The sequence below is a fragment of the Streptomyces sp. 2-1 genome (assembly GCF_048564895.1).
GTDB lineage: Bacteria > Actinomycetota > Actinomycetes > Streptomycetales > Streptomycetaceae > Streptomyces > Streptomyces phaeochromogenes.
The window spans coordinates 3,101,069-3,125,976 of sequence record NZ_CP183383.1 but is presented as its reverse complement, the minus strand read 5'-3'; the positions used below and the strand labels follow the sequence as shown (position 1 = coordinate 3,125,976).

Genomic DNA, 24,908 nt, shown 5'->3' with positions numbered 1-24,908 from the left:
CAAACGCCGGTGGCCCGAACGCATGCGAGCGTCCGGGCCACCGGCGAGAGCTGGTGAAGGCGGGGGCGGGGTCAGTCCTCGTTCAGCGTCTCCCGCACCACGTCCGGCTTGTTCGTGATGATGCCGTCCACGCCGAAGCCCGCGACGCGCCGCGTGTCCTCCGCGGTGTCGACGGTCCAGGTGGAGATCTCCAGCGGCTTGCCGTGCGGTCCTTCGAGCGCGTGGATCGCGGTGACGTAGCTGAGGGAGATCGTGGTGTGCGACGAGTTGATCTGGTCGGCGAACTGCGCGTACGCGGGCAGCTCCGCGACCGACGGCGTACCCAGGAAGCCGGTCTTGATGTCGGGCCGCAGCGCGCGCACGGCCCGAAGGCTGTCCGCGCTGAAACTCTGTACGACCAGCTTGCTCCGAACGTGTGCCGGTCCCAGCCAGCCCTCGTTGCTGAGGACCTTGAGGGTCTGTTGCTCGATGCCCGGGTAGAGCGCGGGATTCTTGATCTCCAGGACGAGCTTCTGGTGATTCCGTGAAACCCGGTTCATGTACTGCTTCAGGGTCGGTACGTGCGCGCCCGCGAACCGGGGGCTGAACCAGCTGCCCGCGTCCAACTGCGCGATCTCCGCGGCGGTGAAGTCCTTGACCTTCCACGGGGCCCGCCCGGGGAAGACCTCCTCGACGTCGGTCGTGCGGGTCAGGCTGTCGTCGTGGATCACCACGAGCTGGCCGTCCTTGGTGCGCTGGACGTCGTTCTCGACCCAGCGGAATCCGAGGTCGTCCGCCTTGTCGATGGCGGCCAGAGTGTTCTCGGGGGCGTAGGCCGAGGCGCCGCGGTGGGCGATCACCTGAGTCCGGTCGGTGTCCGGCGCGGCGTGTGCGGTGGATGCGGGCAGCACAACGACAGCGGCTCCCAGGAGCGCGGTGGTCGTGGCGGCGGCAGCGCGCGCATGCATGCGTACTCCTTGCGTCTGTGTTCACTGACCGTCCTAGAGTGACAGCAGAGGGTCAACAGCAGGGGGGTGCAGGATGGCCACAGATTGAATGGAGTTGCCCATGTCCGATCACGCGTGCCGCACAAGTGGGGCAAGGCCGTGATTCTTTGCCGGAAAATCGTTCGAGCGTTCCGGGGCGAGTCATACTCTCTGCGTCAACCCTGACCGCCGTGGCGGTCCTGGGACGGGGGCATCTCACGAATTTCCGGGACTCAACAGGGCGGAAGGGCAACCGCGCATGCAGGGCACGGTCGACGGATTCAGCTACGGACTCGTCACGCCGCTGGTGGCGTACCTGATGGCCTGCCTCGGTGGAGCGCTGGGCCTGCGCTGCACCACGAGATCGATGCTCGTCACCCGCTCCTGGCGGCCGGGCTGGCTCGCCCTCGGTTCGGCGGCGATCGGTTCCGGCATATGGACCATGCACTTCATCGCGATGATGGGTTTCTCCGTCCAGGAGACCCCGGTCCGCTACGACAGACTCACGACGTTCGCGAGCCTCGGCGTCGCGATCGTCATGGTCGGCATCGGGATCTTCATCGTCGGCTACAAGGGAGCCTCCGGAACGGCCCTGTTCACAGGGGGCACCATCACCGGCCTCGGCATCGCCTCGATGCACTACCTGGGCATGGCCGGAATGCGACTCAACGGAAAGCTGGAGTACAACACCTTCACCGTTTCCGCCTCGGTCGTCATCGCCGTCGTCGCCGCGATCGCGGCCCTGTGGGCGGCGGGTCAGGTCCGCGGCTTCATGTGGAGCGTGGCCGCGAGCCTCGTCATGGGTCTCGCCGTCAGCGGCATGCACTACACCGGAATGGCCGCCCTCAACGTCCATCTGCACGGCTCCGCCAGCACCCCGGCGGGGGACTCGCCCGCGACCCTGCTGGCCCCTCTGATGGTCGGCCCGCTGGCCTTCCTGCTGCTGGCCGGTGTCGTCGTGATGTTCGACCCGCTGATGGTCATGGGCAAGCCCGACTGGAGCCCCGCCGAGCAGAAGCCCGGCATCCCGGCCCACACCGTCCGCCACACCGGCCGCCGGTCCATACCCGGCCAGCGCCGGAGCTCCAGGCGCCCCGGTTCCCGCACCCCGCAGAACTGGTGACGCGACCCCGTTGTCAGTGCGGGGTCGTACGGTGGAACCCATGCGGCCCGTATCAAAGATCGAACGCACGGTGGCGCCCTTCGAGGTCGTCAGCCCCTACCAGCCCAGCGGCGACCAGCCCGCTGCCATCGCCGACCTCGAACGGCGTATCCGCGCAGGTGAGAAGGACGTGGTCCTTCTCGGCGCGACCGGCACCGGCAAGTCCGCCACCACCGCGTGGATGATCGAGAAGCTCCAGCGCCCCACCCTCGTGATGGCGCCGAACAAGACGTTGGCCGCCCAGCTGGCCAACGAGTTCCGCGAGCTGCTGCCGAACAACGCCGTCGAGTACTTCGTCTCGTACTACGACTACTACCAGCCCGAGGCGTACGTCCCGCAGTCGGACACCTACATCGAGAAGGACTCCTCGGTCAACGAGGAGGTGGAGCGCCTGCGCCACTCCGCGACCAACTCGCTGCTCACCCGCCGGGACGTCGTCGTGGTCGCCTCGGTCTCCTGCATCTACGGCCTGGGTACGCCGCAGGAGTACGTGGACCGCATGGTCAACCTCAAGATCGGCGACGAGATCGACCGGGACGACCTCCTGCGCCGCTTCGTCGACATCCAGTACACGCGCAACGACCTGGCCTTCACCCGCGGCACGTTCCGCGTCCGCGGCGACACCATCGAGATCTTCCCGGTCTACGAAGAGCTGGCCGTCCGCATCGAGATGTTCGGCGACGAGATCGAGGCCCTCTCCACGCTGCACCCGCTCACCGGTGAGATCATCAGCGACGACCAGCAGCTGTACATCTTCCCGGCCACGCACTACGTCGCGGGGCCCGAGCGCCTGGAGCGCGCCGCCAACGACATCGAGAAGGAACTGGGCGAGCGTCTCTCGGAGCTGGAGAAGCAGGGCAAGCTCCTGGAGGCCCAGAGGCTGCGGATGCGCACGACGTACGACCTCGAAATGCTCCGCCAGATCGGCTCCTGCTCGGGCGTCGAGAACTACTCGATGCACTTCGACGGCCGCGAGCCCGGCTCCCCGCCGAACACGCTGATCGACTACTTCCCGGACGACTTCCTGCTCGTCATCGACGAGTCGCACGTCACGGTCCCGCAGATCGGCGCGATGTACGAGGGCGACGCGTCCCGCAAGCGCACCCTCGTCGACCACGGCTTCCGGCTGCCGTCCGCCCTGGACAACCGCCCCCTGAAGTGGGAGGAGTTCCAGGAGCGCGTCGGCCAGGCCGTCTACCTGTCGGCGACACCGGGCAAGTACGAGCTCTCGCGCGGCGACGGCTTCGTCGAGCAGATCATCCGCCCCACCGGCCTCATCGACCCCGAGGTCGTCGTCAAGCCCACCGAGGGGCAGATCGACGACCTGGTGCACGAGATCCGCAAGCGCACCGAGAAGGACGAGCGCGTCCTGGTCACCACCCTCACCAAGAAGATGGCCGAGGACCTCACCGACTACTTCCTCGAACTGGGCATCCAGGTCCGCTATCTGCACAGCGACGTCGACACCCTGCGCCGTGTCGAACTGCTGCGCGAGCTGCGGTCCGGCGAGTTCGACGTCCTCGTCGGCATCAACCTCCTCCGGGAGGGCCTCGACCTGCCCGAGGTCTCCCTGGTGTCGATCCTCGACGCCGACAAGGAGGGCTTCCTGCGCTCGGGCACCTCCCTGATCCAGACGATCGGCCGCGCCGCCCGCAACGTGTCCGGTCAGGTCCACATGTACGCCGACAAGATCACCCCGGCGATGGAGAAGGCCATCGAGGAGACCAACCGCCGCCGGGAGAAGCAGGTCGCGTACAACACGGAGAGGGGCATCGACCCGCAGCCCCTCCGCAAGAAGATCAACGACATCGTGGCGCAGATCGCCCGCGAGGACGTCGACACGGAACAACTGCTCGGCTCGGGCTACCGCAAGTCCTCGGACGGCAAGGGCGCCAAGGCCCCCGTGCCCGCGCTCGGCGGAAAGGCCGCCAAGGGAGCCAAGTCCGCCAAGGGCAAGGGCAAGGAGACCGTCCCGACCGACCGGCCCGCGGCGGAACTCGCCGAGCAGATCGAGGAGATGACGCAGCGGATGCGCGCGGCTGCCGCGAACCTGCAGTTCGAGATCGCCGCGAGGCTGCGTGACGAGGTCTCGGAGATGAAGAAGGAGCTGCGACAGATGAAGGAAGCCGGCATCGCCTGACACCCGGAGTGGCGCGCTGTGTTGCAAGACCGACACAAAGTGTGCACCAGGCTTCGGCGCTGTCAGTGGCTCTGCGTAGGGTTGCTGGTCAACCGCAGGACTCTGCGGCAACAGGGGACAGTTCGAGAGGGGAACAGCGCGTGACGGTCAACATGACCAAGGGTCAGGCCATCAGTCTGCAGAAGAACGACGGAGGCACGCTGACCGCGGTCCGCATGGGGCTCGGCTGGCAGGCCGCCCCGCGACGTGGCCTGTTCGGCTCTCGCACCCGTGAGATCGACCTCGACGCGTCCGCCGTGCTGTTCGCGGACAAGCAGCCGGTCGACGTGGTGTTCTTCCGCCACCTCGTCAGCGACGACGGCTCCGTGCGCCACACCGGTGACAACCTCGTCGGCGGCGTGGGCCAGGGCGGCGACGACGAGGCGATCCTCGTCGACCTCGCGCGCATCCCGGTCCACATCGACCAGATCGTCTTCACCGTGAACTCGTTCACGGGCCAGACCTTCCAGGAAGTGCAGGACGCGTTCTGCCGCCTGGTCGACGAGACCAACGGCCAGGAGCTGGCCCGCTACACGCTGGCCGGCGGCGGCCAGTACACGGCGCAGATCATGGCGAAGGTCCACCGCGCGGGCGCGGGCTGGCAGATGACCGCTCTCGGTACGCCGGCCAACGGCCGCACCTTCCAGGACCTGATGCCGGCGATCCTGCCGCACCTGTAGGCAGCCCGGCACCCGGCGCACGAGTACATAGGGGGAACGAAGGCGATGACGGCTGAGCTGGTCCGGGGGCAGAACCACCCGCTGCCCCAGGCCCGACTTGAGATCCGGGTGTCGGCCGGAAAACCGATCGTGGCCGGGGCCACGCTCAGCGACGAACAGGGCACGGTGCACGGTGTCGAGTGGGTGGCCCACCCGGGCTCACCCACTCTGCCCGGCCTGGAGGTCTCCAAGCAGGCGGCGGCCGACCACCGCCTCGCGTGCGACCTGGACGCCCTGCCCGAGTCCGTGCACCGGGTCAGCGTGCTGCTCGCGCTGCCGTCCGGAGGCACCGGACCGCTCAGGTTCGGCTCCGTCGCCGCGCCCTTCGTCGCGGTCACCGGACTCGACGGCTCCGAGGTCGCCAGCTACACGATCACGGGGCTCGACGCCGAGTCGGCCGTCGTCGCACTCGAGCTCTACCGCAGGCAGGGCGTCTGGAAGGTCCGCGCCGTGGGCCAGGGATACGCGGGCGGCCTCGCCGAACTCCTCGCCGACCAGGGCCTGCCCCAGGCCCGCCAACTCGCGGGCAGCATCAACGAAGCGGTCGCCCAGGGCCTCGCCCGCTCGGTGGCCGCACCCCCGCCGAGGACGTCGGAGGGCGACCGCTCGCGGCACGCCGCGACCCCGGCGCTCGGCCAGAACCAGGGCGGAGCCACGCCCCAGGGCGCCCCCGGCCACGTAGCACCGCAGCACGGACACCCGGGCGGGCCGGGACACACGGCGCCCGGCACTCCCGGGCACGCCACACCGCAGGGCGGCCACCCCGGAGGGCCCGGACAGCCGGACCCGTCCGCGGTCACCCAGCCCGCCGGTGCCGGAGGCCCCGTCAACTACAGCCACCCGGGACGGCAGGCCGCCGCGCCTCCGCCGCCCCCGCCGACAGCGCCCCCGGCCCAGCCGGGACAGCCCGCGCAGCCCGTCGCGGGCGACGCGACCGGCTGGTCCATGGAGGAGCGCCTGTACAACCAGGTGTGGGGCATGTTCGAGGACCTGGCCCGCGCCACGGCCGCGTACCGCAGCGCGGTCGACTTCGCCGAGTCACGCATGGAGCAGGAGCTCGACAAGGTCCTGTCCGACCCGCGCAGCCGCATCGGCGGCCAGGGCGACGCGGCGCGTGAGGCCGCCCGCGCCAAGCATTCCCAGCTGGTCGACCGGGCCAGGGAGGCCCTCGACCGCGACCTCGCCCAGCTCACCGCCGAGGCGGAGGTCGTCGAGCCCGCGCTGCCGCCCGCCTTCGCGCGCTGGGACAACCCTGTCTGGCACGGCTACCGGGTCCCGATGGAGATCCCCATGGCCCTGCGCCTGGGCGACCTCCACCTGCCCGAGAGCGCGGGCCTGAGCATTCCGATGCTGGTGCGGCTGCCGCTGGAGCGCGGTCTGTGGATCGACAGTGGACGCTCCGGATCCTTCGACGGCTCGATAGCCGACTCCGACGACCTGCGCCGCCTCGGCATGGACACGGCGGTGGCGATCGCGGCCAGGCTCCTCGCCGTCTATCCGGCGGGCGAGTACACACTGCATGTCATCGACCCGGCGGGCTCCGGCGCCTCGTCCCTCGCGCCCCTCGTGCAGACCGGCGTGCTCAACGGTCCGCCGGCCGCCGGTGCCGCCGGGGTGACCGACGTACTGGCCCGGCTCACGCAGCGCGTCGATCTCGTACAGATGGCGATCCGCGGCGGCGCGGCCGACTCCCTGCCGCCCGACCTCGACCCGGCCGAGCAGCTGCTGATCGTCAACGACTTCCCGCACGGCTTCGACGACCGCGCCGTGACCCAGCTGCGCTATCTCGCGGACGAGGGCCCGGCCGTCGGCGTCCACCTCATGCTGGTCGCCGACCGAGAGGACGCCACCGCCTACGGCCCGCTGCTCGACCCGCTGTGGCGCTCACTGCTCCGGCTCACGCCCACGCCCGACGACCACCTCGCCGACCCGTGGGTCGGGCACGCGTGGACCTACGATCCCTCGCGCGTCCCCGCGGGCAGCCAGGTGCTCCAGCATGTCCTCACCCAGGTCGCGGCGGCCCGCCGCTCCTGGAACCGCTGAGATCCCCGCGCACCCTTTACCAAGAGTTCTTCAAGTCCTCTGACCAGCACACTTGGTCCTTCTTTTACTAATCTCTTTACCTTTCCTTGGTGATTGGGGTACTGTCGTCCGTGCGGAGGGGAGTACTCCCTACCTACTGCGGCGTACCCGTCAATACGGATCTGGTTCAGATCCCGGGGCGCCGGCCCGAGTGCACCGGGCGCATCACGCGCCCCACCTGCATCGGGTGGAAGAGACCTCCGGCAGCGACGACGCTGACACTTGCCGTTACGTACTGCCGGAGGCGCAGTGGATGTTTCCGTGACCCTTTGGGTCCTGACGATCGTGGGCCTGGCGGCCCTCATCGCGGTCGATTTCTTCATCGGCCGCAAGCCGCACGACGTATCCATCAAGGAAGCCGGAATCTGGACGATCGTCTGGATCGTTCTGGCCGGGCTGTTCGGCCTCGGACTGCTCGTCTTCTCCGGAGGCCAGCCCTCGGGAGAGTTCTTCGCCGGCTTCATCACCGAGAAGTCGCTTAGCGTCGACAACCTCTTCGTCTTCGTCCTGATCATGGCGAAGTTCTCTGTGCCCTCCCAGTACCAGCAGCGGGTGCTGCTGGTAGGTGTGCTCATCGCTCTCGTCCTGCGCGCGATATTCATCGCCGCCGGCGCCGCGATCCTCGCGAGCTTCGCCTGGGTGTTCTACATCTTCGGCGCGTTCCTCATCTACACCGCCTGGAAGCTGATCCAGGAGGCCAGGGCCGACGAGTCGGACGAGGACTGGGAGGAGAACAAGCTCCTCAAGGCCGCCGAGAAGCGCTTCGGAGTCGCCGACCGCTACCACGGCACCAAGCTGTGGATCCAGCAGAACGGCAAGCGGGTCATGACGCCGATGCTGGTCGTCATGCTGGCGATCGGCACCACCGACGTGCTCTTCGCGCTCGACTCCATCCCGGCGATCTTCGGTCTGACGCAGGACCCGTACATCGTCTTCACGGCCAACGCGTTCGCGCTGATGGGTCTGAGGCAGCTGTACTTCCTGATCGGCGGACTCCTGAGGAAGCTGGTCCACCTCAGCTACGGCCTGTCGGTGATCCTCGGCTTCATCGGCGTCAAGCTCGTGCTGCACGCCCTGCACGAGTCCGGCGTCCACGTCCCGGAGATCTCCATCCCGGTCTCCCTCGGCGTGATCTGCGCGGTCCTGGTGGTCACCACGATCACCAGCCTGATGGCCTCCAAGAAGCAGGCGGCGGCCGAGGCGGCGCAGAGCGACGACGAAGGCGCTCCGAAGGACAGCATCGAGGCCTGACCACGTCGGACGTAGAAACAACCAGCACCGGGAGCGGCCCGCGGCGAATTGCCGACCGCCGCTCCCGGTGCTTGCTTGTTTCCTGAGCGCGTTTCCCGGCCAGGGGACGCCGTGGCCGGATGGAGACACCGATGACGTTCGTGCAGATCATCGACTTCGAGACCGAGCGCCTGGACGAGATGCAGCAGCTGCTCCAGGAAGCAGGGGAGCGCAGCGCCGGCAAGCCGGGTGGCCCCACGTACCGCATGCTCCTGCAGGACCGCGACAACCCCCGCCGCTATCTGGCCCTCATCGAATTCGATTCGTACGAGGAGGCCATGCGCAACAGCGATGACCCCGAGACGGGCAAGCTGGCCGAGCAACTGGGCGCGCTGTGTATCGGCGAGCGCGTCTACACCAACTGCGACGTGCGGGAGAAGGGCGAGATCAAGTAGCCCATGCGCCCCGTGAACGGGGCCTGCGCGACCGGAATGCGGGCCCCGTTCACCTCTGCGACGATCGCTGCATGATCGCTCGGCTCCGGTCACTCCTGACCCAGTGGACGGCCGTCGTGCCCGCGCTGGCGGTCGTGCTGCTGGTCTTCACCTGGGGCCGCGATCTGCCCGGCGCCGTCGTCGCCGTGGTGACGCTGGTGCTGGCAGGGGCCGTGCTGGCCGCCGTCCACCATGCCGAGGTCGTCGCGCACCGCGTCGGCGAACCCTTCGGCTCACTGGTCCTCGCCGTCGCCGTCACGATCATCGAGGTCGCGCTGATCGTCACCCTGATGGCGGACGGCGGCGACAAGAGTGCCACACTCGCCCGCGACACCGTCTTCGCGGCCGTGATGATCACCTGCAACGGCATCGTCGGCCTGAGCCTGCTCGTCGCCTCACTGCGGCACGGGCTCGCCGTCTTCAACGCGGAGGGGACCGGCGCCGCCCTCGCGACCGTCGCGACGCTGGCCACGCTCAGCCTGGTGCTGCCGACCTTCACCACCAGCAAGCCGGGCCCCGAGTTCTCCACGGCCCAGCTCACCTTCGCCGCCCTGTCCTCGCTCGTCCTCTACGGCCTGTTCGTGGCGACCCAGACCGTGCGGCACCGCGACTACTTCCTGCCCATCACCCGGCAGGGCGAGGTGATCGACGCGGACGACCATGCCGACGCCCCGACCTCCAGAAGCGCGGGCATCAGCCTGGGATTCCTGGGCCTGGCCCTCGTCGGTGTGGTCGGTCTCGCGAAGGGCGTGTCGCCCACCATCGAGTCCGGAGTGGAGGCGGCCGGGATGCCGCACTCCGTGGTCGGCGTGATCATCGCCCTGCTCGTCCTGCTCCCCGAGACGATCGCCGCACTGCGCTCCGCCCGCCGCGACCGGGTGCAGACCAGCCTGAACCTCGCCCTCGGCTCGGCGATGGCCAGCATCGGCCTCACCATCCCCGCGGTGGCCGTCGCCTCCATCTGGCTCTCCGGCCCGCTCGTCCTCGGCCTCGGCGCCACCCACATGGTCCTGCTCGCCCTGACCGTGGTGGTCAGCTCCCTCACCGTGGTCCCCGGCCGAGCCACCCCACTCCAGGGCGGCGTCCACCTGGTCCTGTTCGCGGCGTACTTGGAACTGGCGATCAACCCGTAGGCGGTACGTCCGTAGGCGCCGGCCCGCGCCCGGCTCACCGCCCTCGCTCGTCTAACCGCCCCCGCCTGTCTCACCCCCGCCCCGCTCACCCCGCACCCGTCTCACTCACCCCGTGGCCGGCTCCGTAACCACGACAGCCACCGGCCGAGTCTCCGGCAGCAACGCGAAGCACCCCAGGCTGAGCAGCGCGATGCCTGTCAGATAGGCGGCCACGCCCCAGGGAACCCGCCCGCTCTGCTCGGCGACCGCCGTGGCCACGATCGGAGTGAGCGCGCCCCCGAGCACACCGCCCAGGTTGTAGCCCACGGCCGCACCGGTGCACCGCACCCGCGGCTCGTACAGCTCAGGCAGATACGCGGCGATCACGCCGAACATCGTCACGAACGCGATCAGCGCGACCAGGAATCCGAGGAACATCAGCAGCGGCTCGCCCGTAGACAGCAGCGCGATCATCGGGAACATCCACAGGACGGTGGCCGTGCAACCCGCCAGGCACAGTGGCCGCCGTCCGTAGCGGTCGCCGAGAATCGCCACCAACGGAGTCAGCGCGCCCTTCACCACGACGGCCGCCATGATGCAGGCCAGCATGACCGTACGGCTCACCCCGAGCCGCTCGGTCGCGTAGGCGAGGGACCAGGTCGTCACCGCGTAGAACACGGCGTATCCGATCGCGAGCGCCCCCGCCGTCAGCAGGACCAGTCGCCAGTGCTCGCGCACGACCTCGGCGAGCGGCACGCGCGCGTGCTCGCGCAGTTCGAGGAACTGGGGGCTCTCCGTCAGGGAGGAGCGCAGCCACAGCCCCGCCGCCGCGAGCACGCCCGCCGCCCAGAACGGCACCCGCCACCCCCAGCTCGCGAACTGTGCGTCGGAGAGTGACGCCGACAGCACCAGCATCACCCCGTTGGCGAGCACGAACCCCACCGCGGGCCCGATCTGCGGGAAGCTCGACCACAGCCCGCGCCGGTCGGGCGGAGCGTGCTCCGCGGTCAGCAGCACCGCCCCGCCCCACTCCCCGCCGAGCCCCAGCCCCTGCAGAAAACGCAGCACGAGGAGCAGCACGGGAGCGGCCGTACCGATGGAGTCGTACGTCGGTACGCAGCCGACCGCGACGGTCGCGGCGCCGGTCAGCAGCAAGGAGAGGACGAGAACGGGCCGCCGTCCGTGCCGGTCCCCGATGTGCCCGAACAGGACCGAGCCCAACGGCCGCGCCACGAACCCGACCCCGAACGTCCCGAAGGCCGCCAGCGTCCCCGCCACCGGCGAGAACGTCGGGAAGAAGAGCGGGCCCAGGACGAGCGCTGCCGCCGTCCCGTAGACGAAGAAGTCGTAGAACTCGATGGCCGTCCCGGCGAGCGAGGCCGCCGCGAGCCGCGGCATGGAAGGGGGCTTTACTGTGCGTGCACGCTGCATGCCGCGTCAACTACCCACGGTCACCAAGGGTTACGGGGGCGCGCGGGGGCCCGATGACCTCAGTAGGTCACCGTGATGCGCCGGGCGGGACCGTCCACGCGAATCGCTCCCCCGTAGGGGATGACGATCTGAGGATCCGTGTGCCCGAGATCCACATCGAAAACGATCGTGCTGTCGGGGGCGTACGCCCCCATGGCGCGCAGCACGGCCTCACGCTGTTCCGCCGCGTAACGGGCGCCCTCCTGAGGGCTGTTGGGGTGTTCGAAGGACCAGGTCTTCGCCCGGCCCATCAGCAGCGCGGAGAAACGCCGGAGCAGTCCGCGCTCGCCCATGCTCCGCAGGACGCGGAACACCTCCTCAGCGCTGGGCAGTTCCTCCGAGGTCTCCAGGAAGAGCACGCCGCCGTCGTGGACGGAGAGGTCGCGCGGGATCTCCCGGTCGGCCATCAGTAGCCAGGCCAGGATCTCCAGACAGCCGCCCCAACTGCGGCCCTCCACCACCCGGTCGGCGTTGACCCAGGTCCATCCGGTGCCGGGCCGGGTCTCCGGTTCCGACGCGAAGGTCGCCGGGTCCGCCCAGTCGCGGTCGACGTCGCGCCACCGCTCGGCCGGACGCAGTTCGTACTCGCCCGAGGTGAAGAGCGCCGCCCGCACGGATTCGGCGGTCAGCGGGTCCATGGCGCCGGGCCGGCCCAGCTCACCCATCACACTCGCGCCGTGGTAGCCGACGATCCCCGTGTTCCACAGGTGGGCGAGCAGGTTCGTGTTGTCGCTGTACCCGAAGAACGGCTTCGGGTTGGCGCGGATCAACTCCCGGTCCAGCAGCGGCAGCACGGTGATCTGGTCGTCACCGCCGATCGACGCCATGACCGCCTTGACGTCCGGATCGGCGAACGCCGCGTGGATGTCGTCGGCCCGCTCCCGAGGCGTGGAACCCATCCTCCGGGTCGCCGGATACTCGACCGGTTCGAGGCCGTACTCCGTGCGCAGCCGCTCCAGGCCCAACTCGTACGGGAGCGGAAGGATCCCCGGCAGCCCGGCGGACGGGGAGATCACGGCCACCCGGTCGCCGGGCACGGGCTTGGGCGGGTACGCGGGAGTCGTCATGCGAGGGAGGGTAGGGGCCGTCCCGGTGTCGGCGCACCGTGATAAACCGGGTCTGAGCAGCGGTCCTGAACGGGCCGAGCCATCCGACCGGACCGGAGGAACCGTGCCCCGCACCCTCGCCAACGCCCCGATCATGATTCTCAACGGCCCCAACCTGAACCTCCTCGGGCAGCGCCAGCCGGAGATCTACGGCTCCGACACCCTCGCCGACGTCGAGGCGATGTGCGCCAAGGCGGCGGCAGCGCACGGCGGCACGGTGGACTTCCGCCAGTCCAACCACGAGGGCGAGCTGGTCGACTGGATCCACGAGGCACGCCTCGGCCACTCCGGCATCGTGATCAACCCGGGCGCCTACTCGCACACTTCCGTCGCGATCCTGGACGCCCTCAACACCTGCGACGGGCTGCCCGTGCTGGAGGTCCACATCTCCAACATCCACAAGCGCGAGGAGTTCCGCCACCACTCGTACGTCTCGCTCCGCGCCGACGGTGTGATCGCGGGCTGCGGAGTACAGGGTTACGTGTTCGGGGTGGAGCGGGTCGCGGCGCTGGCGGGAGAGGGGCAGGCGCAGGCCTGATGCGAGGCGCCGCACGGACGGACGGCGGCCTGACGGGAGGTGACGGGCGATCGTCGGCCGATTGTCAGTGGCGGGTGCGACCATCGACGCATGACCTTGATCCAGGATTTCCGAGCACCGTCGGCGCCCGCGCCCGTGCCTGCCCAGGACCGCGCGTCCCGGCTCGCCCCGCGCCATGCCGGCGGCTACAGCCGGCCCGCCTCCACGATCCGGCGCAGGAAACGCCGCGTGCGTTCCTCGCGCGGGTCGCCGAACACCTCCTCGGCCGTGCCCCGTTCCAGTACGACACCGCCGTCGAGGAAGCAGACCTGGTCGGCGACATCGCGGGCGAAGCCCATCTCGTGGGTGGCCAGCACCATGGTCATGCCGTCGTCCTTCAAGTCCCGCACGACAGCGAGGACTTCACCCACCAGTTCCGGGTCGAGGGCCGCGGTGATCTCGTCCAGGAGCAGCAGCCGAGGGCGTACGGCCAGGGCGCGGACGATCGCGGCCCGCTGCTGCTGGCCGCCGCTCAGCCGGTCCGGATACTCGCCCACCTTGGCGCCGAGCCCGAGCCGGTCGAGCAGCTCACGGGCGTGCGCCTCCGCCTCGGCGCGGTCCACGCCGTGCACACGGCGCGGGGCCAGCGTGATGTTCTGCAGGACGGTCATGTGCGGAAAGAGGTTGTACGCCTGGAAGACCACACCGATCCGGCGGCGCACCGCGTCCTGGTCGGCCCGGGGGTCGGTGATCTCCTCGTCGTCCAGCCAGATGGCGCCGTCGTCGATCTCCTCCAGCAGGTTCGCGCAGCGCAGCAGCGTCGACTTGCCCGAGCCTGAGGCGCCGATCAGCGCCGTCACCGTGTGCGGGGCGACCTCCAGATCGACGTCCCGCAGGACGACCGAGTCGCCGAAGGTCTTGCGGACGGCCTCCATCCGCAGCACGGGCACGCCGGAGTCCACGGGTACCTTGCTGGGTGTCTCGCTCATATGCTCCCTCCCTGCGCCTGCTGCCGGTCCATCCGTGCCGTGACCCAGTCGGTGAAGCGGGTCATCGGGATGGTCAGCGCGACGAAGACGAGTCCCGCGACGATGTACGGCGTGTAGTTGAGGCTGCGGCCCACGATGATGTCCGCGGCGCGTACGGCGTCCACCGCGCCGCCGATCGAGACGAGCCCGGTGTCCTTCTGCAGCGACACCAGGTCGTTGAGCAGCGGCGGCACCTGACGGCGTACGGCCTGGGGGAGCACCACGTACCGCAGCGCCTGCCGGTTGTTCAGCCCCAGCGAGCGGGCCGCGGCGCGCTGCGAGGGGTGGACCGACTCGATGCCGGCGCGGAACACCTCGGCCACGTACGCCGAGTAGGTCAGGGTGAGCGCCGTCCCGCCGAGCAGCACCGGGTCGACCGTGATGCCCTGCAGCCGCAGCGCCGGCACGCCCAGGACCACGATCATCAGGTTGATGATCAGGGGCAGCCCGCGGAAGAAGTCGGTGTACGCGGCGGCGAGCGCCCTCAGCGGGAAGAACACCGGGCCGCGCAGGGTGCGGGCGACGGCGATCAGCATGCCGAGGACGAGGACCGCGGCGCCGCACACCAGCAGGAGCCGGACGTTCAGCCACAGCCCTTCCAGGACCTTGGGGAACGCCTCGCGCGCGTACTGCGCGCTGAAGAACGTCTCCTTGGTGCGCGGCCAGCCGGGCGCGTTGACGACGACGAGGTAGAGGACGATGCCGGTCACGAGGGTGGACAGCGCGGCGATCGCCGTCGCGCGGCGGGCACGGGAGCGCTTGTACCGCTCCCGCTCGATCCGCCGCCGCGACGGGACGTACGTCTCGCGCGCCCCTCCCTCTCCGGAGTCTCCCTCCGGCTCCCCGGCCGACTCCTCCTTCACGAGCGTCACTTGAGGACCGGTGCGTCGACGGCGTCGGACAGCCACTGCTTCTCGACGGCGGCGAGGGTGCCGTCCTCGCGCAGGGCGTCCACGGCGTCCGTCACGCACGAGGTGAGTGCGCTGCCCTTGTCCAGGACGAGCCCGAACTGCTCGGGCGTACCGCCCTGGTTCTCGAACTGCCCGACGATCCTCGCGTCCGTCACCTCGGCCGCGGTGATGTAGAACGCGGTCGGCAGGTCGACCACGATGGCGTCCACCTGGCCGTTCTTCAGCGCGGACTTGGCCTGGTCGTTCTTCGCGTACGCGGCCGGCTCCTCGGTGGGCTTCACCACGTCGTTGATGTAGTTCAGGCTGGTGGTGCCGACCTGGGCGCCCAGCTTCACGCCCTTGAGGTCGGCGATGCTCTTCGCCTTCGCGGCCTTGGAGTCCTTCAGCGCGATGACGGCCTGGCGCACGTCGTAGTAGCCGGACGAGAAGTCGACGGCCTTCTTGCGTTCGTCGCTGATCGACACCTGGTTGATGTCGAAGTCGAAGGTCTTCTCGCCGGGCGCGAAGGCCTTGCTGAAGGGCACGCTCTGCCAGACGACATCACCCTTGTCGTAGCCGAGCTGCTTCGCCACGGCGTACGCGACGGCCGACTCGAAGCCCTCGCCGTTGGCCGGCTTGTCGTCCTTGAACCACGGCTCGTACGCGGGTTCGTCGGTCGCGATGGTCAGCTTCCCGGAGACTTCCGTGCCCAGCTTGCCCTTGGCGCACGATTCGGCGCCGGAGCCGGAGGGCTTGTCGGAGGCCTTCTCCTCGGGCTGCGGGGCGCAGCCGACGGCGACGGCGAGCAGAGCGACGGTGGCGGTGGACGCGGCGCGGCGCAAGGCGCGTTGGGCAAGATGCATGGCGGGAGAGTGACAGTGGGCAGGCCCGTCTGTCGAGGTCACAGGGGCAACTGTCCGCATAATGGGAACGGGTGTTGCAATGTTGTGAACTCGTGGGGCGCGGGGGCGTCACGGGGTCCTGGGCGGTGGCCGCCGGACGTCGGCCACCGCTGCCAGGGCGGGGCCGCCGGCCGAGGGCGGGGATCGACAGGCCGGCGACCCGTCCGCGCAGGAGCCGTCATCCTGTGCGGGACCAGCTACCAGTGGACCGCGCGCTCCCCGTGCGCCGGGAGCGCGTGCGGGGCACCGGAGTGTGCGCTCCGTTCACACGGGGCGCGCACCGGCGCACACGGCCGAGGACCGCACACCTGCCATCGGACGCCTCACCAACTCCGGCCCGGTGCTCGACGGTTCGCCGTTGCCCATGCCCGACGGTTCACCAACCCCGCGCGTGCCACTCCGGCAGATGCGGACGCTCGGCGCCCAGCGTCGTGTCGTCGCCGTGCCCGGGGTAGACCCAGGTCTCGTCCGGCAGCGCGTCGAAGATCTTCGTCTCGACGTCGTGGATCAGACTGGCGAACGCCTTCGCGTCCTTACGTGTGTTGCCCACACCACCCGGGAAGAGACAGTCCCCCGTGAACACATGCGGGTGTCCGTGCGGGTCGTCGTAGACCAGGGCGATCGAGCCGGGCGTGTGGCCCACCAGGTGGCGGGCGGTCAGTTCCACGTGACCCACCCGGATCGTGTCGCCGTCCTGGACGGGCACGTCGGTCGGTACGGGGATGCCGTCGGCGTCGTCCCGTCCCGCGTACGTGCGCGCGCCCGTGGCCGTCACGACCTCCGCGAGTGCCTGCCAGTGGTCGCCGTGCTGATGCGTGGTGACGACGGACGCGATGCCGTCGTCACCGATCAGCGTGAGCAGCGTCCCGGCGTCGTTGGCCGCGTCGATCAGCAACTGCTCGTCCGTGGCCCGGCAGCGCAGCAGATAGGCGTTGTTGTTCATCGGGCCGACCGCGACCTTGGAGATCATCAGGTCCCGCAACTCGTGCACGTCCGCAGGGCCGCCGACCGTCACCACTCCGCTGTACGTCATGACGCTCAGCCTATAGCGGGGGGAGTGCGGGCAGCGGACCGCCTTCGACGCTCAGCGCGGACCCGTCGCGGCGGCCCGCGAGCCAGCCGAGGAGGGCGGGCGCGGGGCCGGTCACGGTCACTTCCGGACCACCCGCGGAGCCCTCGGCTCCCTCACTGCCGCCGTCTCCGGAGACGCGTCCCGTGCTCCACGCGCGCGTGCCGTCGGTGACGCGTGTGTGCGGCACCTCGGGGTGCCCGGCGAACCGGTCGGTGAGGAAGACGATCTCCCGCTCCACGAACTCCTCCGGGAGGTCCTCAAGGTCGTACCCGATCCCCAGATCGACGTGGTGCAGTTCCACCTCGATCCACCGCCGGAACGGCACCCCGGACGCCGAGTCGGTGACGCCGTTGCGCAGCTCCACCGTGCGGGACCAGTCCGCGGGCGCGGCGCCCGTCTCCTGGAAGCGGGCCGCGCTCTCGCGGAGGTCGGTGAGCTGTGTCTCCAGGGGGCGCGGGGCGTCCCGCCCGATGTCGGCGTCCCGGGCCTCTCCGGAGACGTACATCGGCCGGCCTTCGAGGACGTTCACGAGGGCGTCCGCGTTGCGGGCCAGGTGGGCCAGGACGTGGCCGCGGCTCCAGCCGGGCAGCCGTGACGGTTCGGTCACGGAGGCGTTGTCCAGTTTGCCGACTGCGGTGAGGAGCCGCTCGGTCGCGTCACGTACAGACGCCAGGTCGCGCACATGATCGTTCATGGGCCCGACGATAGTCCCGCCACACGTTTGGGTGAAGGTTGCGGACGGCCGCCGTAAATCGAATGCGCGTGCTATATGGTCGGGGGCGGCGTCGGGCATGCTGGAGAGCCCGGGATTGTTGTGAAGCAGGGAAACCAGACCGGCGCTGTCAGTGGCTCCCTCTAGTCTGAAAAAGACGGGGGCCCCGTCGTCTGAAAAGCCGGGGGCCTCGCCCCTGTCACTTATCTCAAGAAAGGTGCGGACCGGCGTGGCCGACCGTCTCATCGTCCGTGGAGCGCGCGAGCACAATCTGAAGAATGTCTCGCTCGACCTTCCGCGCGACTCGCTCATCGTCTTCACGGGCCTGTCGGGGTCGGGCAAGTCCTCGCTGGCCTTCGACACGATCTTCGCCGAGGGGCAGCGGCGCTACGTGGAGTCGCTCTCCTCGTACGCCCGGCAGTTCCTCGGCCAGATGGACAAGCCGGACGTCGACTTCATCGAAGGCCTCTCCCCGGCGGTCTCCATCGACCAGAAGTCGACCTCGCGCAACCCGCGCTCGACGGTCGGCACCATCACCGAGGTCTACGACTATCTGCGGCTGCTCTTCGCGCGCATCGGCAAGCCGCACTGCCCCGAGTGCGGCCGTCCCATCACGCGCCAGTCGCCGCAGGCCATCGTCGACAAGGTCCTGGAGCTGCCGGAGGGGAGCCGCTTCCAGGTCCTGTCGCCGCTGGTGCGCGAGCGCAAGGGCGAGTTCGTCGACCTCTTCTCCGATCTCCAGACCAAGGGGTACAGCCGCGCCAGGGTCGACGGCGAGACGATCCAGCTCACCGAGCCGCCCACGCTGAAGAAGCAGGAGAAGCACACCATCGAGGTGGTCATCGACCGCCTCACGGTCAAGGAGGGCGCCAAGCGCCGACTGACCGACTCCGTGGAGACCGCCCTCGGTCTCTCCGGCGGCATGGTGGTGCTCGACTTCGTCGACCTCCCCGCCGACGACCCCGAGCGCGAGCGCATGTACTCGGAGCACCTGTACTGCGCGTACGACGACCTGTCCTTCGAGGAGCTGGAGCCCCGCTCCTTCTCCTTCAACTCGCCCTTCGGCGCCTGCCCGGACTGCACGGGTATCGGCACGCGCATGGAGGTCGACCCGGAGCTGATCGTCCCGGACGAGGACAAGTCCCTCGACGAGGGCGCCATCCACCCCTGGTCGCACGGCCACACCAAGGACTACTTCGGACGCCTCATCGGAGCCCTCGCGGACGCGTTGGGATTCCGGACCGACATCCCCTTCGCCGGTCTCCCGCAGCGCGCCAAGAAGGCACTGATCCACGGACACAAGACACAGATCGAGGTCCGCTACCGCAACAGGTACGGCCGGGAGCGTGTCTACACCACGCCCTTCGAAGGCGCCGTCCCCTTCGTGAAGCGGCGGCACAGCGAGGCCGAGAGCGACGCGAGCCGCGAGCGCTTCGAGGGCTACATGCGCGAGGTGCCCTGCCCCACCTGTCAGGGCACGCGCCTCAAGCCGGTCGTCCTGGCGGTCACGGTCATGGAGAAGTCGATCGCCGAGGTCTCCGCGATGTCCATCAGCGACTGCGCGGACTTCCTGGGCGAGCTGAAGCTCGACGCCCGCGACAAGAAGATCGCCGAGCGCGTCCTGAAGGAGGTCAACGAACGACTGCGGTTCCTGGTCGACGTAGGCCTCGACTACCTCTCGCTCAACCGAGCCGCGGGCACCCTCTCCGGCGGCGAGGCCCAGCGCATCCGCCTCGCGACCCAGATCGGCTCGGGCCTGGTCGGCGTCCTGTACGTGCTGGACGAGCCGTCCATCGGCCTGCACCAGCGCGACAACCACCGGCTCATCGAGACCCTGGTCCGGCTGCGCGACATGGGCAACACGCTCATCGTCGTCGAGCACGACGAGGACACCATCAAGGTCGCCGACTGGATCGTCGACATCGGCCCCGGCGCGGGCGAGCACGGCGGCAAGGTCGTGCACAGCGGCTCCCTGAAGGAACTGCTCGCCAACGACGAGTCGATGACCGGGCAGTACCTGTCCGGCAAGAAGGCCATCCCGCTGCCCGACATCCGGCGCCCCCACGACCCGTCCCGGCAGCTCACGGTGCACGGCGCCCGCGAGAACAACCTCCAGGACATCGACGTGTCGTTCCCGCTGGGCGTCCTCACGGCCGTCACGGGAGTCTCCGGATCCGGCAAGTCCACGCTGGTCAACGACATCCTGTACACGCACCTGGCCCGCGAGCTGAACGGCGCCAGGAGTGTTCCCGGGCGGCACACGCGCGTGGACGGCGACGACCTCGTCGACAAGGTCGTGCACGTCGACCAGTCGCCCATCGGCCGCACCCCCCGGTCGAACCCGGCGACGTACACCGGAGTCTTCGACCACGTCCGCAAGCTGTTCGCCGAGACGACCGAGGCGAAGGTCCGCGGCTATCTGCCCGGCCGCTTCTCCTTCAACGTCAAGGGCGGCCGCTGCGAGAACTGCTCGGGCGACGGCACGATCAAGATCGAGATGAACTTCCTCCCGGACGTGTACGTCCCGTGCGAGGTCTGCCACGGTGCCCGCTACAACCGGGAGACCCTGGACGTCCACTACAAGGGCAAGTCCATCGCCGACATCCTGAACATGCCGATCGAGGAAGGCATGCACTTCTTCGAGGCGGTCCCGGCGATCTCCCGCCACCTCAAGACGCTGAACGACGTCGGTCTCGGATACGTCCGCCTCGGTCAGTCCGCGACCACCCTGTCCGGTGGTGAGGCCCAGCGCGTGAAGCTCGCCAGCGAGCTCCAGAAGCGCTCCACCGGACGCACGGTGTACGTCCTGGACGAGCCGACCACCGGTCTGCACTTCGAGGACATCAGCAAGCTGCTCACGGTGCTGTCCGGCCTGGTCGACAAGGGCAACACGGTCATCGTCATCGAGCACAACCTCGACGTCATCAAGACCGCCGACTGGGTCGTCGACATGGGCCCCGAGGGCGGTGGCGGCGGTGGCCTCGTCATCGCGGAGGGCACACCCGAGGAGGTCGCCGGGGTTCCGGCCAGCCACACGGGCAAGTTCCTGCGAGAGGTCCTGGGCGCCGAGCGCGTCAGCGACGCCTCGGAGGTGAAGGCCCCGCGCGGGACGGCTGCCAAGACGGCCACCAAGAAGGCGGTGGCCGCCAGGTCGACGACGAAGAAGACGGCGACGGCCAAGACCACCGCCACAAAGGCCACCACGGCCAAGTCCACCACCGAAAAGGCCGCCAACAACACGGCGACCAAGAAGGCGGCCGCGGTCACGAAGAAGGCGACCCCGGCGAAGAAGACGACGAGGGCCCGCAAGGCCTGAGACGGCTCCGCGGCCCACGTACAACGCGCCGCGCTCCATGGGAACTCACCCTGGGGCGCGGCGCGTTGGCGCTCTGCCCGCCACACCAGGACCGGCCCCTTGGACCGCTCCGAAGCCGACCGGCTGCCCGCGCCTCGGCTCTCCCTGCCTTCTCTAGAAAGCGCCCAACTCATGTGCGTACGGCGGCTCCGCGCCCGCCCGTGAGCAGGTGATCGCCGCGGCCCGGGCGGCGAACCGCAGCAACTCGGCCCAGCCGTCGGCGCCCAGACCCGCGAGCGCCGGTCCGGAGAGCGCGTCGCGGGCGGCGAGGCCGTGCAGCAGCGCGGCGTTCACGGTGTCGCCCGCGCCGATCGTGTCGACCACGTCGACGGGTTCGCCCGGCACGGAGTACTCCGCGCCGTCACGTGTGAAGGCGGTCAGCCCGTCGCCGCCCCGCGTGACGACCACGGCGGAGGGGCCCGAGGCCAGCCACTCGCGCGGAGTGCCGCCGAGCCACTCCGCGTCCTCCTCGGACAGCTTGAGCAGCGACACCGACGGCAGCCAGCTCTTGAACCGGGCCCGGTAGGCGTCCGCGTCCGGGATCAGCACCGAGCGGATGTTGGGGTCGAGCGCGGTGAACACGCCCTGCGCGGACGCGATCCGCATCAGCTCCTCGTACGCCGTCGCGCCCGGCTCCAGCACGAGTGAGCAGGTGCCGAACGACACAGCCCTTGTCCCGTCCGGGAGTTGGGAGGGTGCCGAGAACAGCCGGTCCGCGGTGCCCTCGACGTAGAACGAGTAACGGGCCGAACCGCCCGCGCCGATCGACGCGACGGCCAGGGTCGTCGGCTCGACACCCCGCTGTACGGACGACACGTTGACGTCCGCCTCGCGCAGTCCGCCGACCAGGGCCTCGCCGAAGGCGTCCTGAGAGATCCGCGAACAGAAGGCCGTGGGGGAGCCGAGCCGGCCCAGCGCCACCGCCGTGTTGTAGGGGCCGCCGCCGCGGCGCGGGTCGAGCCCCGCGAGCGCGCCCGCCTCCCGCGGCACCAGGTCGATCAGGGCCTCACCGGCGACGACGATCACGAGTCGGATCCTTTCTCGGGGCAGCCGCACGAGGTGCGGTGCACGAACGCGGAGGGCAGCCGGACCGTACGGGCCTCGCGGCCGGGGGAGTCCAGCCGGTCGAGCAGCAGCCGTACGGCCTGGGCACCGATCTCCTTGCTGGGCTGGGAGATCGCGGTGAGCCGGGGCGAGAAGAGGTCCGCCCAGGAGAAGTCGTCGAAGCAGCACAGAGCCAGGTCACCGGGCACGGACAGGCCCCTCGCGCGCACGGCCCGCAGCGCGCCGATGGTCATCGCGTTGTTGGCGGTGACCAGTGCCGTCGGCGGCGCCGGGAGGGACAGCAGGGCGTCGGTCGCGCGCTCGGCGCCCGCCGCCTCGGAGTTGCCGGGGACCACGAGCCGCTCGTCGTACGCGAGCCCCGCGTACGCCAGGCCGTGCCGGTAACCGGAGATCCGCTCACTCGTCGTGCTGAGCCCCGGCAGGCCCGCGACCAGGCCGATCCTCCTGTGCCCCAGCTCGGCGAGATGCCTGACCAGGAGCGTGACGGGTTCGGTGTTCTCCGCGCAGACCTGGTCGAACACGAAACCCGGTGGCGTCCCGTCGCCGACGATCAGCCGGTCCAGGAACACCGTCGGTACGTCGTGCCGCCCGAGGTAGCCGAGAAGCTCCTCCGGATGCGCGGAGGGCGCGACGAGCATGCCGTCCACCCGCCGCTCGTGCAGCAGTTGGACCACCTTGCGCTCATGCACCGGATCGTCGTGCGGGTCCGCGATCAGCAGGCTGTAGCCGCGCTCCAGGGCACCGGCCTCCACGCCTTGCAGGATCTCCGTGAAGTACGGGTTGCTGATCGCCGACACCGCGAGCCCGATCGACCGGGTGCGCGAGGTGACGAGGGATCTGGCCAGGGTGTTGGGCGTGTAGCCGAGTTCGTCGATGGCGTCCAGCACGGCCTGGCGGGTGGCCGGCCGCACCGGGCGGGTGTCGTTGAGCACGTGCGAGACCGTCGCGACGGACACGCCCGCGCTCCGGGCCACATCCACCATGGTCGCCATGGGTGAGCCCCTCCCTCGCCGACGCCCGCCTCGGACGCCGTCCCGGATCGGACCGTACCCGATCCCGCGGGAGACGTAAACGCTTGCGTAAACGTTTACGTCTTGGGCTCCCGAGTCAGGCCTCCGCCGCGGCCCGCCGTGGCCGCCCCAGCCAGGCCCTCACCGCAGCCGCTCCGGCCAGGTCCTCACCGCAGCCGCTCCGGCCAGGCCCTCACCACGGCCGCCCCAGCCCCTCACTCCCAGTCCCACCCGATCCCCACGATCCCCGACCGCACCCGCTGCTCCACCACGTGGACCGACCGGTGGGGGTCGTTCAGTGCCAGCTCCTGTCGGCCGCTGCGAGGTGCCGCCGCCGAGTGCTGGGTGAAGCGGTGGCAGCGCACGGGCAGTGTGTCCTCGGCGAAGCGCACCTGGAGGGCGTACTGCCCGCCGGAGAAGCCGAACCCGCGGACGTACTCACCGCACGCGCCGGCCGTGCCGTCCTCGACGCCGTAGCGGAACAGGAAGGTGTCGCCCGCGCGCAGCCGTGTGTCGAAGAGCAGCTCGGCGACGAGGACACCGGTGTCGTGGTGCCACAGGACGCGTCCCGTGCGGCAGTTCTCCAGGGCGTGCACCGTCATGTCCTCCGGGGCGCACCCCGGGTCGCCGTGGTGGATGGCGACGAAGCGGTCGATGCCCTCCTTGTGGGCGCGCACGATGTGCTGGGAGTCGCGTCCCAGCAGCTCGCGCCGGGCACCGATCCGTACGCGCTCGTGGTGGCCGATGGTGTGCAGTCCGCCGTCGAGCGGCGAGTCCAGCTCGGCCAGCAGCTTCTCCAGGGCGCCGGAGGCCTCCACCAGGGAGCGGTACGAACGGGCCGCGGCGCGCTCCGCCTCGGGGCGCTCGTCGGCCTTCGCGAGCAGCCGGATCAGTGACTCGTCCGGGAGCTGGAGTATCTCCTCCAGGGCGCGCACGGCCCGCAGCGACTCGGGGCGCTGCGGACGCCGGGCGCCCTGCTGCCAGTAACTCAGGCTCGTCACGCCGACCTTGACCCCGTACCGCGTCAGATGGTGCTGCACACGCTGCAGCGGCAGGCCACGGGTGGCGATCGCGGCGCGCAGGGCGACATGGAAGGGGCCGCCCCGCAGGGCCGTCTCCAGCTCCGCCGTGGCAGCGTCCGCGTGTGGTGTGCCGTCCCGCATTCAGGGGCCCTTCTGTGAGTGCTCGCAACGGCTGGTCGGGCCGTTCGCGCTGGTCGGAGGGGCCACACGGTCGGCGTGCGGGGGACGTTCGCGTCCCTGCGCGGTGTGCCCGCCTCAAGTCACCCCGCATTGAAGCGTGTTGATCAGGCCCGGACAACACCTGGTGCGCAACCTCGCTGTCCGTACGCGCTCCCCGTCATTTCGGTCAGCGCGTCCGCCTCATGGCTCCAGCAGGTCCCGGATCGTCCGTGCCGACAGTGCCGACTTGGGCAGGAAGCCGCGGGCGGGGCTGTTCGCCACCAACTCCTGGAAGTCCTCCAGGGAGTGCGTCGAGATGAGGATCACGGCGGGCACGGCGTCCGCGAGCACTCCCGCCACGTCGAGGCCGTTCTCGCCGTCCAGGTCGAGATCGACGAGGGCGACGTCCGGGGCGAGGTCCCGCGCGCGCGTGAGTGCCTCCGCGCCCGTCGAGGCGACGCCGACGACCCGGACCCCGCCGCGCTCCAGCAGGGCGCGCGCGGCCTCCAGGAACCGGGCGCTGTCATCGACGATGAGACAGCGCATGGACATGCGGACAGCTTCCCAAGGGGCTGCCGGGTTGGCTTTCCGGCTAGCCGGAAAGTGCTGAAGTCCCATGCCGGAGAACTTCGTTCGTGCTTACGGAGCGCAGTGACG

At 69.9% G+C, this 24,908-nt stretch carries 21 protein-coding genes; 9 read left to right on the top strand and 12 right to left on the bottom strand.

Annotation, left to right across the window (positions count from 1 at the left end):
* Positions 1–71: 71 nt before the first annotated feature.
* A complete protein-coding gene (locus ACN20J_RS13755; RefSeq protein ID WP_419665974.1) occupies positions 72–947 on the bottom strand; it encodes a glycerophosphodiester phosphodiesterase in 876 nt (291 codons plus the stop codon).
* Between the two features lie 277 nt (positions 948–1,224).
* Here ACN20J_RS13755 and ACN20J_RS13750 point away from each other — a divergent pair, with 277 nt between their 5' ends.
* From ACN20J_RS13750 to ACN20J_RS13720, 7 genes are all read left to right on the top strand, one after another.
* Positions 1,225–2,088, top strand: a complete 864-nt coding sequence (locus tag ACN20J_RS13750) for an MHYT domain-containing protein (protein WP_361995319.1) — start codon at positions 1,225–1,227, stop codon at positions 2,086–2,088.
* A gap of 40 nt (positions 2,089–2,128) precedes the next feature.
* A complete protein-coding gene (gene uvrB, locus ACN20J_RS13745) occupies positions 2,129–4,267 on the top strand; it encodes an excinuclease ABC subunit UvrB (protein WP_189840444.1) in 2,139 nt (712 codons plus the stop codon).
* A gap of 140 nt (positions 4,268–4,407) precedes the next feature.
* Positions 4,408–4,986 carry a TerD family protein gene (locus tag ACN20J_RS13740; protein ID WP_055615261.1) on the top strand — a complete coding sequence of 193 codons (579 nt, stop codon included), beginning with the start codon at positions 4,408–4,410 and terminating at the stop codon, positions 4,984–4,986.
* A gap of 45 nt (positions 4,987–5,031) precedes the next feature.
* Positions 5,032–7,068: a TerD family protein gene (locus ACN20J_RS13735; protein ID WP_189840445.1), complete on the top strand. Its 2,037-nt coding sequence runs from the start codon at positions 5,032–5,034 to the stop codon at positions 7,066–7,068.
* Positions 7,069–7,356: 288 nt separating this feature from the next.
* On the top strand, positions 7,357–8,358 hold the full coding sequence (locus ACN20J_RS13730; protein ID WP_189840446.1) for a TerC family protein: 1,002 nt from the start codon (positions 7,357–7,359) through the stop codon (positions 8,356–8,358).
* 131 nt (positions 8,359–8,489) lie between these two features.
* On the top strand, positions 8,490–8,792 hold the full coding sequence (locus tag ACN20J_RS13725) for a hypothetical protein (protein WP_419665973.1): 303 nt from the start codon (positions 8,490–8,492) through the stop codon (positions 8,790–8,792).
* A 71-nt stretch (positions 8,793–8,863) separates the two neighbouring features.
* On the top strand, positions 8,864–9,964 hold the full coding sequence (locus tag ACN20J_RS13720) for a calcium:proton antiporter (protein ID WP_189840448.1): 1,101 nt from the start codon (positions 8,864–8,866) through the stop codon (positions 9,962–9,964).
* A 105-nt stretch (positions 9,965–10,069) separates the two neighbouring features.
* On the opposite strand, the gene ACN20J_RS13715 is transcribed toward ACN20J_RS13720, so the two are convergent.
* Positions 10,070–11,374 carry an MFS transporter gene (locus tag ACN20J_RS13715; protein WP_419665972.1) on the bottom strand — a complete coding sequence of 435 codons (1,305 nt, stop codon included), beginning with the start codon at positions 11,372–11,374 and terminating at the stop codon, positions 10,070–10,072.
* 59 nt (positions 11,375–11,433) lie between these two features.
* Positions 11,434–12,480 carry a S66 family peptidase gene (locus tag ACN20J_RS13710; protein WP_364186151.1) on the bottom strand — a complete coding sequence of 349 codons (1,047 nt, stop codon included), beginning with the start codon at positions 12,478–12,480 and terminating at the stop codon, positions 11,434–11,436.
* A gap of 103 nt (positions 12,481–12,583) precedes the next feature.
* On the opposite strand from ACN20J_RS13710, the gene aroQ reads away from it, so the two are divergent.
* Positions 12,584–13,057: a type II 3-dehydroquinate dehydratase gene (gene aroQ / locus ACN20J_RS13705; RefSeq protein WP_364186153.1), complete on the top strand. Its 474-nt coding sequence runs from the start codon at positions 12,584–12,586 to the stop codon at positions 13,055–13,057.
* Positions 13,058–13,242: 185 nt separating this feature from the next.
* On the opposite strand, the gene ACN20J_RS13700 is transcribed toward aroQ, so the two are convergent.
* The 5 genes from ACN20J_RS13700 to ACN20J_RS13680 all read right to left on the bottom strand — a co-directional run bounded on the left by ACN20J_RS13700 (position 13,243) and on the right by ACN20J_RS13680 (position 17,622).
* On the bottom strand, positions 13,243–14,025 hold the full coding sequence (locus tag ACN20J_RS13700; RefSeq protein WP_364186155.1) for an amino acid ABC transporter ATP-binding protein: 783 nt from the start codon (positions 14,023–14,025) through the stop codon (positions 13,243–13,245).
* Positions 14,022–14,936: an amino acid ABC transporter permease gene (locus ACN20J_RS13695; RefSeq protein WP_419665971.1), complete on the bottom strand. Its 915-nt coding sequence runs from the start codon at positions 14,934–14,936 to the stop codon at positions 14,022–14,024. Before ACN20J_RS13695 ends, ACN20J_RS13700 begins: the two co-directional genes overlap by 4 nt.
* Positions 14,933–15,817, bottom strand: coding sequence for an ABC transporter substrate-binding protein (locus ACN20J_RS13690; protein ID WP_364186158.1), 885 nt, complete (start codon positions 15,815–15,817; stop codon positions 14,933–14,935). The genes ACN20J_RS13695 and ACN20J_RS13690 overlap by 4 nt, the downstream gene beginning before the upstream one ends.
* A 415-nt stretch (positions 15,818–16,232) precedes the next feature.
* Positions 16,233–16,889 (bottom strand): MBL fold metallo-hydrolase, encoded by a 657-nt coding sequence (locus ACN20J_RS13685; protein ID WP_189840455.1) that lies wholly within the window; start codon positions 16,887–16,889, stop codon positions 16,233–16,235.
* Between the two features lie 10 nt (positions 16,890–16,899).
* Positions 16,900–17,622 carry a maleylpyruvate isomerase family mycothiol-dependent enzyme gene (locus tag ACN20J_RS13680; protein ID WP_190230267.1) on the bottom strand — a complete coding sequence of 241 codons (723 nt, stop codon included), beginning with the start codon at positions 17,620–17,622 and terminating at the stop codon, positions 16,900–16,902.
* A gap of 247 nt (positions 17,623–17,869) precedes the next feature.
* On the opposite strand from ACN20J_RS13680, the gene uvrA reads away from it, so the two are divergent.
* Entirely contained in the window at positions 17,870–20,956 is a 3,087-nt protein-coding gene (gene uvrA, locus ACN20J_RS13675; RefSeq protein ID WP_361901074.1) for an excinuclease ABC subunit UvrA, read from the top strand.
* A 153-nt stretch (positions 20,957–21,109) separates the two neighbouring features.
* Here uvrA and ACN20J_RS13670 read toward each other — a convergent pair whose 3' ends face one another.
* The 4 genes from ACN20J_RS13670 to ACN20J_RS13655 form a co-directional block, all read right to left on the bottom strand.
* Positions 21,110–22,021: a carbohydrate kinase family protein gene (locus ACN20J_RS13670; RefSeq protein WP_419665970.1), complete on the bottom strand. Its 912-nt coding sequence runs from the start codon at positions 22,019–22,021 to the stop codon at positions 21,110–21,112.
* Complete coding sequence (locus tag ACN20J_RS13665) at positions 22,018–23,052, bottom strand: LacI family DNA-binding transcriptional regulator (RefSeq protein ID WP_419665969.1); 1,035 nt, start codon at positions 23,050–23,052, stop codon at positions 22,018–22,020. The genes ACN20J_RS13670 and ACN20J_RS13665 overlap by 4 nt, the downstream gene beginning before the upstream one ends.
* A 233-nt stretch (positions 23,053–23,285) precedes the next feature.
* Positions 23,286–24,233: a hypothetical protein gene (locus tag ACN20J_RS13660; RefSeq protein WP_189840460.1), complete on the bottom strand. Its 948-nt coding sequence runs from the start codon at positions 24,231–24,233 to the stop codon at positions 23,286–23,288.
* A 219-nt stretch (positions 24,234–24,452) separates the two neighbouring features.
* Positions 24,453–24,803 (bottom strand): response regulator, encoded by a 351-nt coding sequence (locus tag ACN20J_RS13655; RefSeq protein ID WP_189840461.1) that lies wholly within the window; start codon positions 24,801–24,803, stop codon positions 24,453–24,455.
* Between the last annotated feature and the right edge of the window lie 105 nt (positions 24,804–24,908).

What these genes read in the sequence shown, in the direction of transcription:
- ACN20J_RS13690 (WP_364186158.1), bottom strand. Translation starts at nt 15,817, where the DNA reads ATGCATCTTGCCCAACGCGCCTTGCGCCGCGCCGCGTCCACCGCCACC.
- ACN20J_RS13750 (WP_361995319.1), top strand. Translation starts at nt 1,225, where the DNA reads ATGCAGGGCACGGTCGACGGATTCAGCTACGGACTCGTCACGCCGCTG.
- ACN20J_RS13660 (WP_189840460.1), bottom strand. Translation starts at nt 24,233, where the DNA reads ATGCGGGACGGCACACCACACGCGGACGCTGCCACGGCGGAGCTGGAG.
- ACN20J_RS13665 (WP_419665969.1), bottom strand. Translation starts at nt 23,052, where the DNA reads ATGGCGACCATGGTGGATGTGGCCCGGAGCGCGGGCGTGTCCGTCGCG.
- uvrB (WP_189840444.1), top strand. Translation starts at nt 2,129, where the DNA reads ATGCGGCCCGTATCAAAGATCGAACGCACGGTGGCGCCCTTCGAGGTC.
- ACN20J_RS13735 (WP_189840445.1), top strand. Translation starts at nt 5,032, where the DNA reads ATGACGGCTGAGCTGGTCCGGGGGCAGAACCACCCGCTGCCCCAGGCC.
- ACN20J_RS13755 (WP_419665974.1), bottom strand. Translation starts at nt 947, where the DNA reads ATGCATGCGCGCGCTGCCGCCGCCACGACCACCGCGCTCCTGGGAGCC.
- ACN20J_RS13710 (WP_364186151.1), bottom strand. Translation starts at nt 12,480, where the DNA reads ATGACGACTCCCGCGTACCCGCCCAAGCCCGTGCCCGGCGACCGGGTG.
- ACN20J_RS13715 (WP_419665972.1), bottom strand. Translation starts at nt 11,374, where the DNA reads ATGCAGCGTGCACGCACAGTAAAGCCCCCTTCCATGCCGCGGCTCGCG.
- ACN20J_RS13655 (WP_189840461.1), bottom strand. Translation starts at nt 24,803, where the DNA reads ATGTCCATGCGCTGTCTCATCGTCGATGACAGCGCCCGGTTCCTGGAG.
- ACN20J_RS13685 (WP_189840455.1), bottom strand. Translation starts at nt 16,889, where the DNA reads ATGACGTACAGCGGAGTGGTGACGGTCGGCGGCCCTGCGGACGTGCAC.
- ACN20J_RS13720 (WP_189840448.1), top strand. Translation starts at nt 8,864, where the DNA reads ATGATCGCTCGGCTCCGGTCACTCCTGACCCAGTGGACGGCCGTCGTG.
- ACN20J_RS13700 (WP_364186155.1), bottom strand. Translation starts at nt 14,025, where the DNA reads ATGAGCGAGACACCCAGCAAGGTACCCGTGGACTCCGGCGTGCCCGTG.
- ACN20J_RS13680 (WP_190230267.1), bottom strand. Translation starts at nt 17,622, where the DNA reads ATGAACGATCATGTGCGCGACCTGGCGTCTGTACGTGACGCGACCGAG.
- ACN20J_RS13725 (WP_419665973.1), top strand. Translation starts at nt 8,490, where the DNA reads ATGACGTTCGTGCAGATCATCGACTTCGAGACCGAGCGCCTGGACGAG.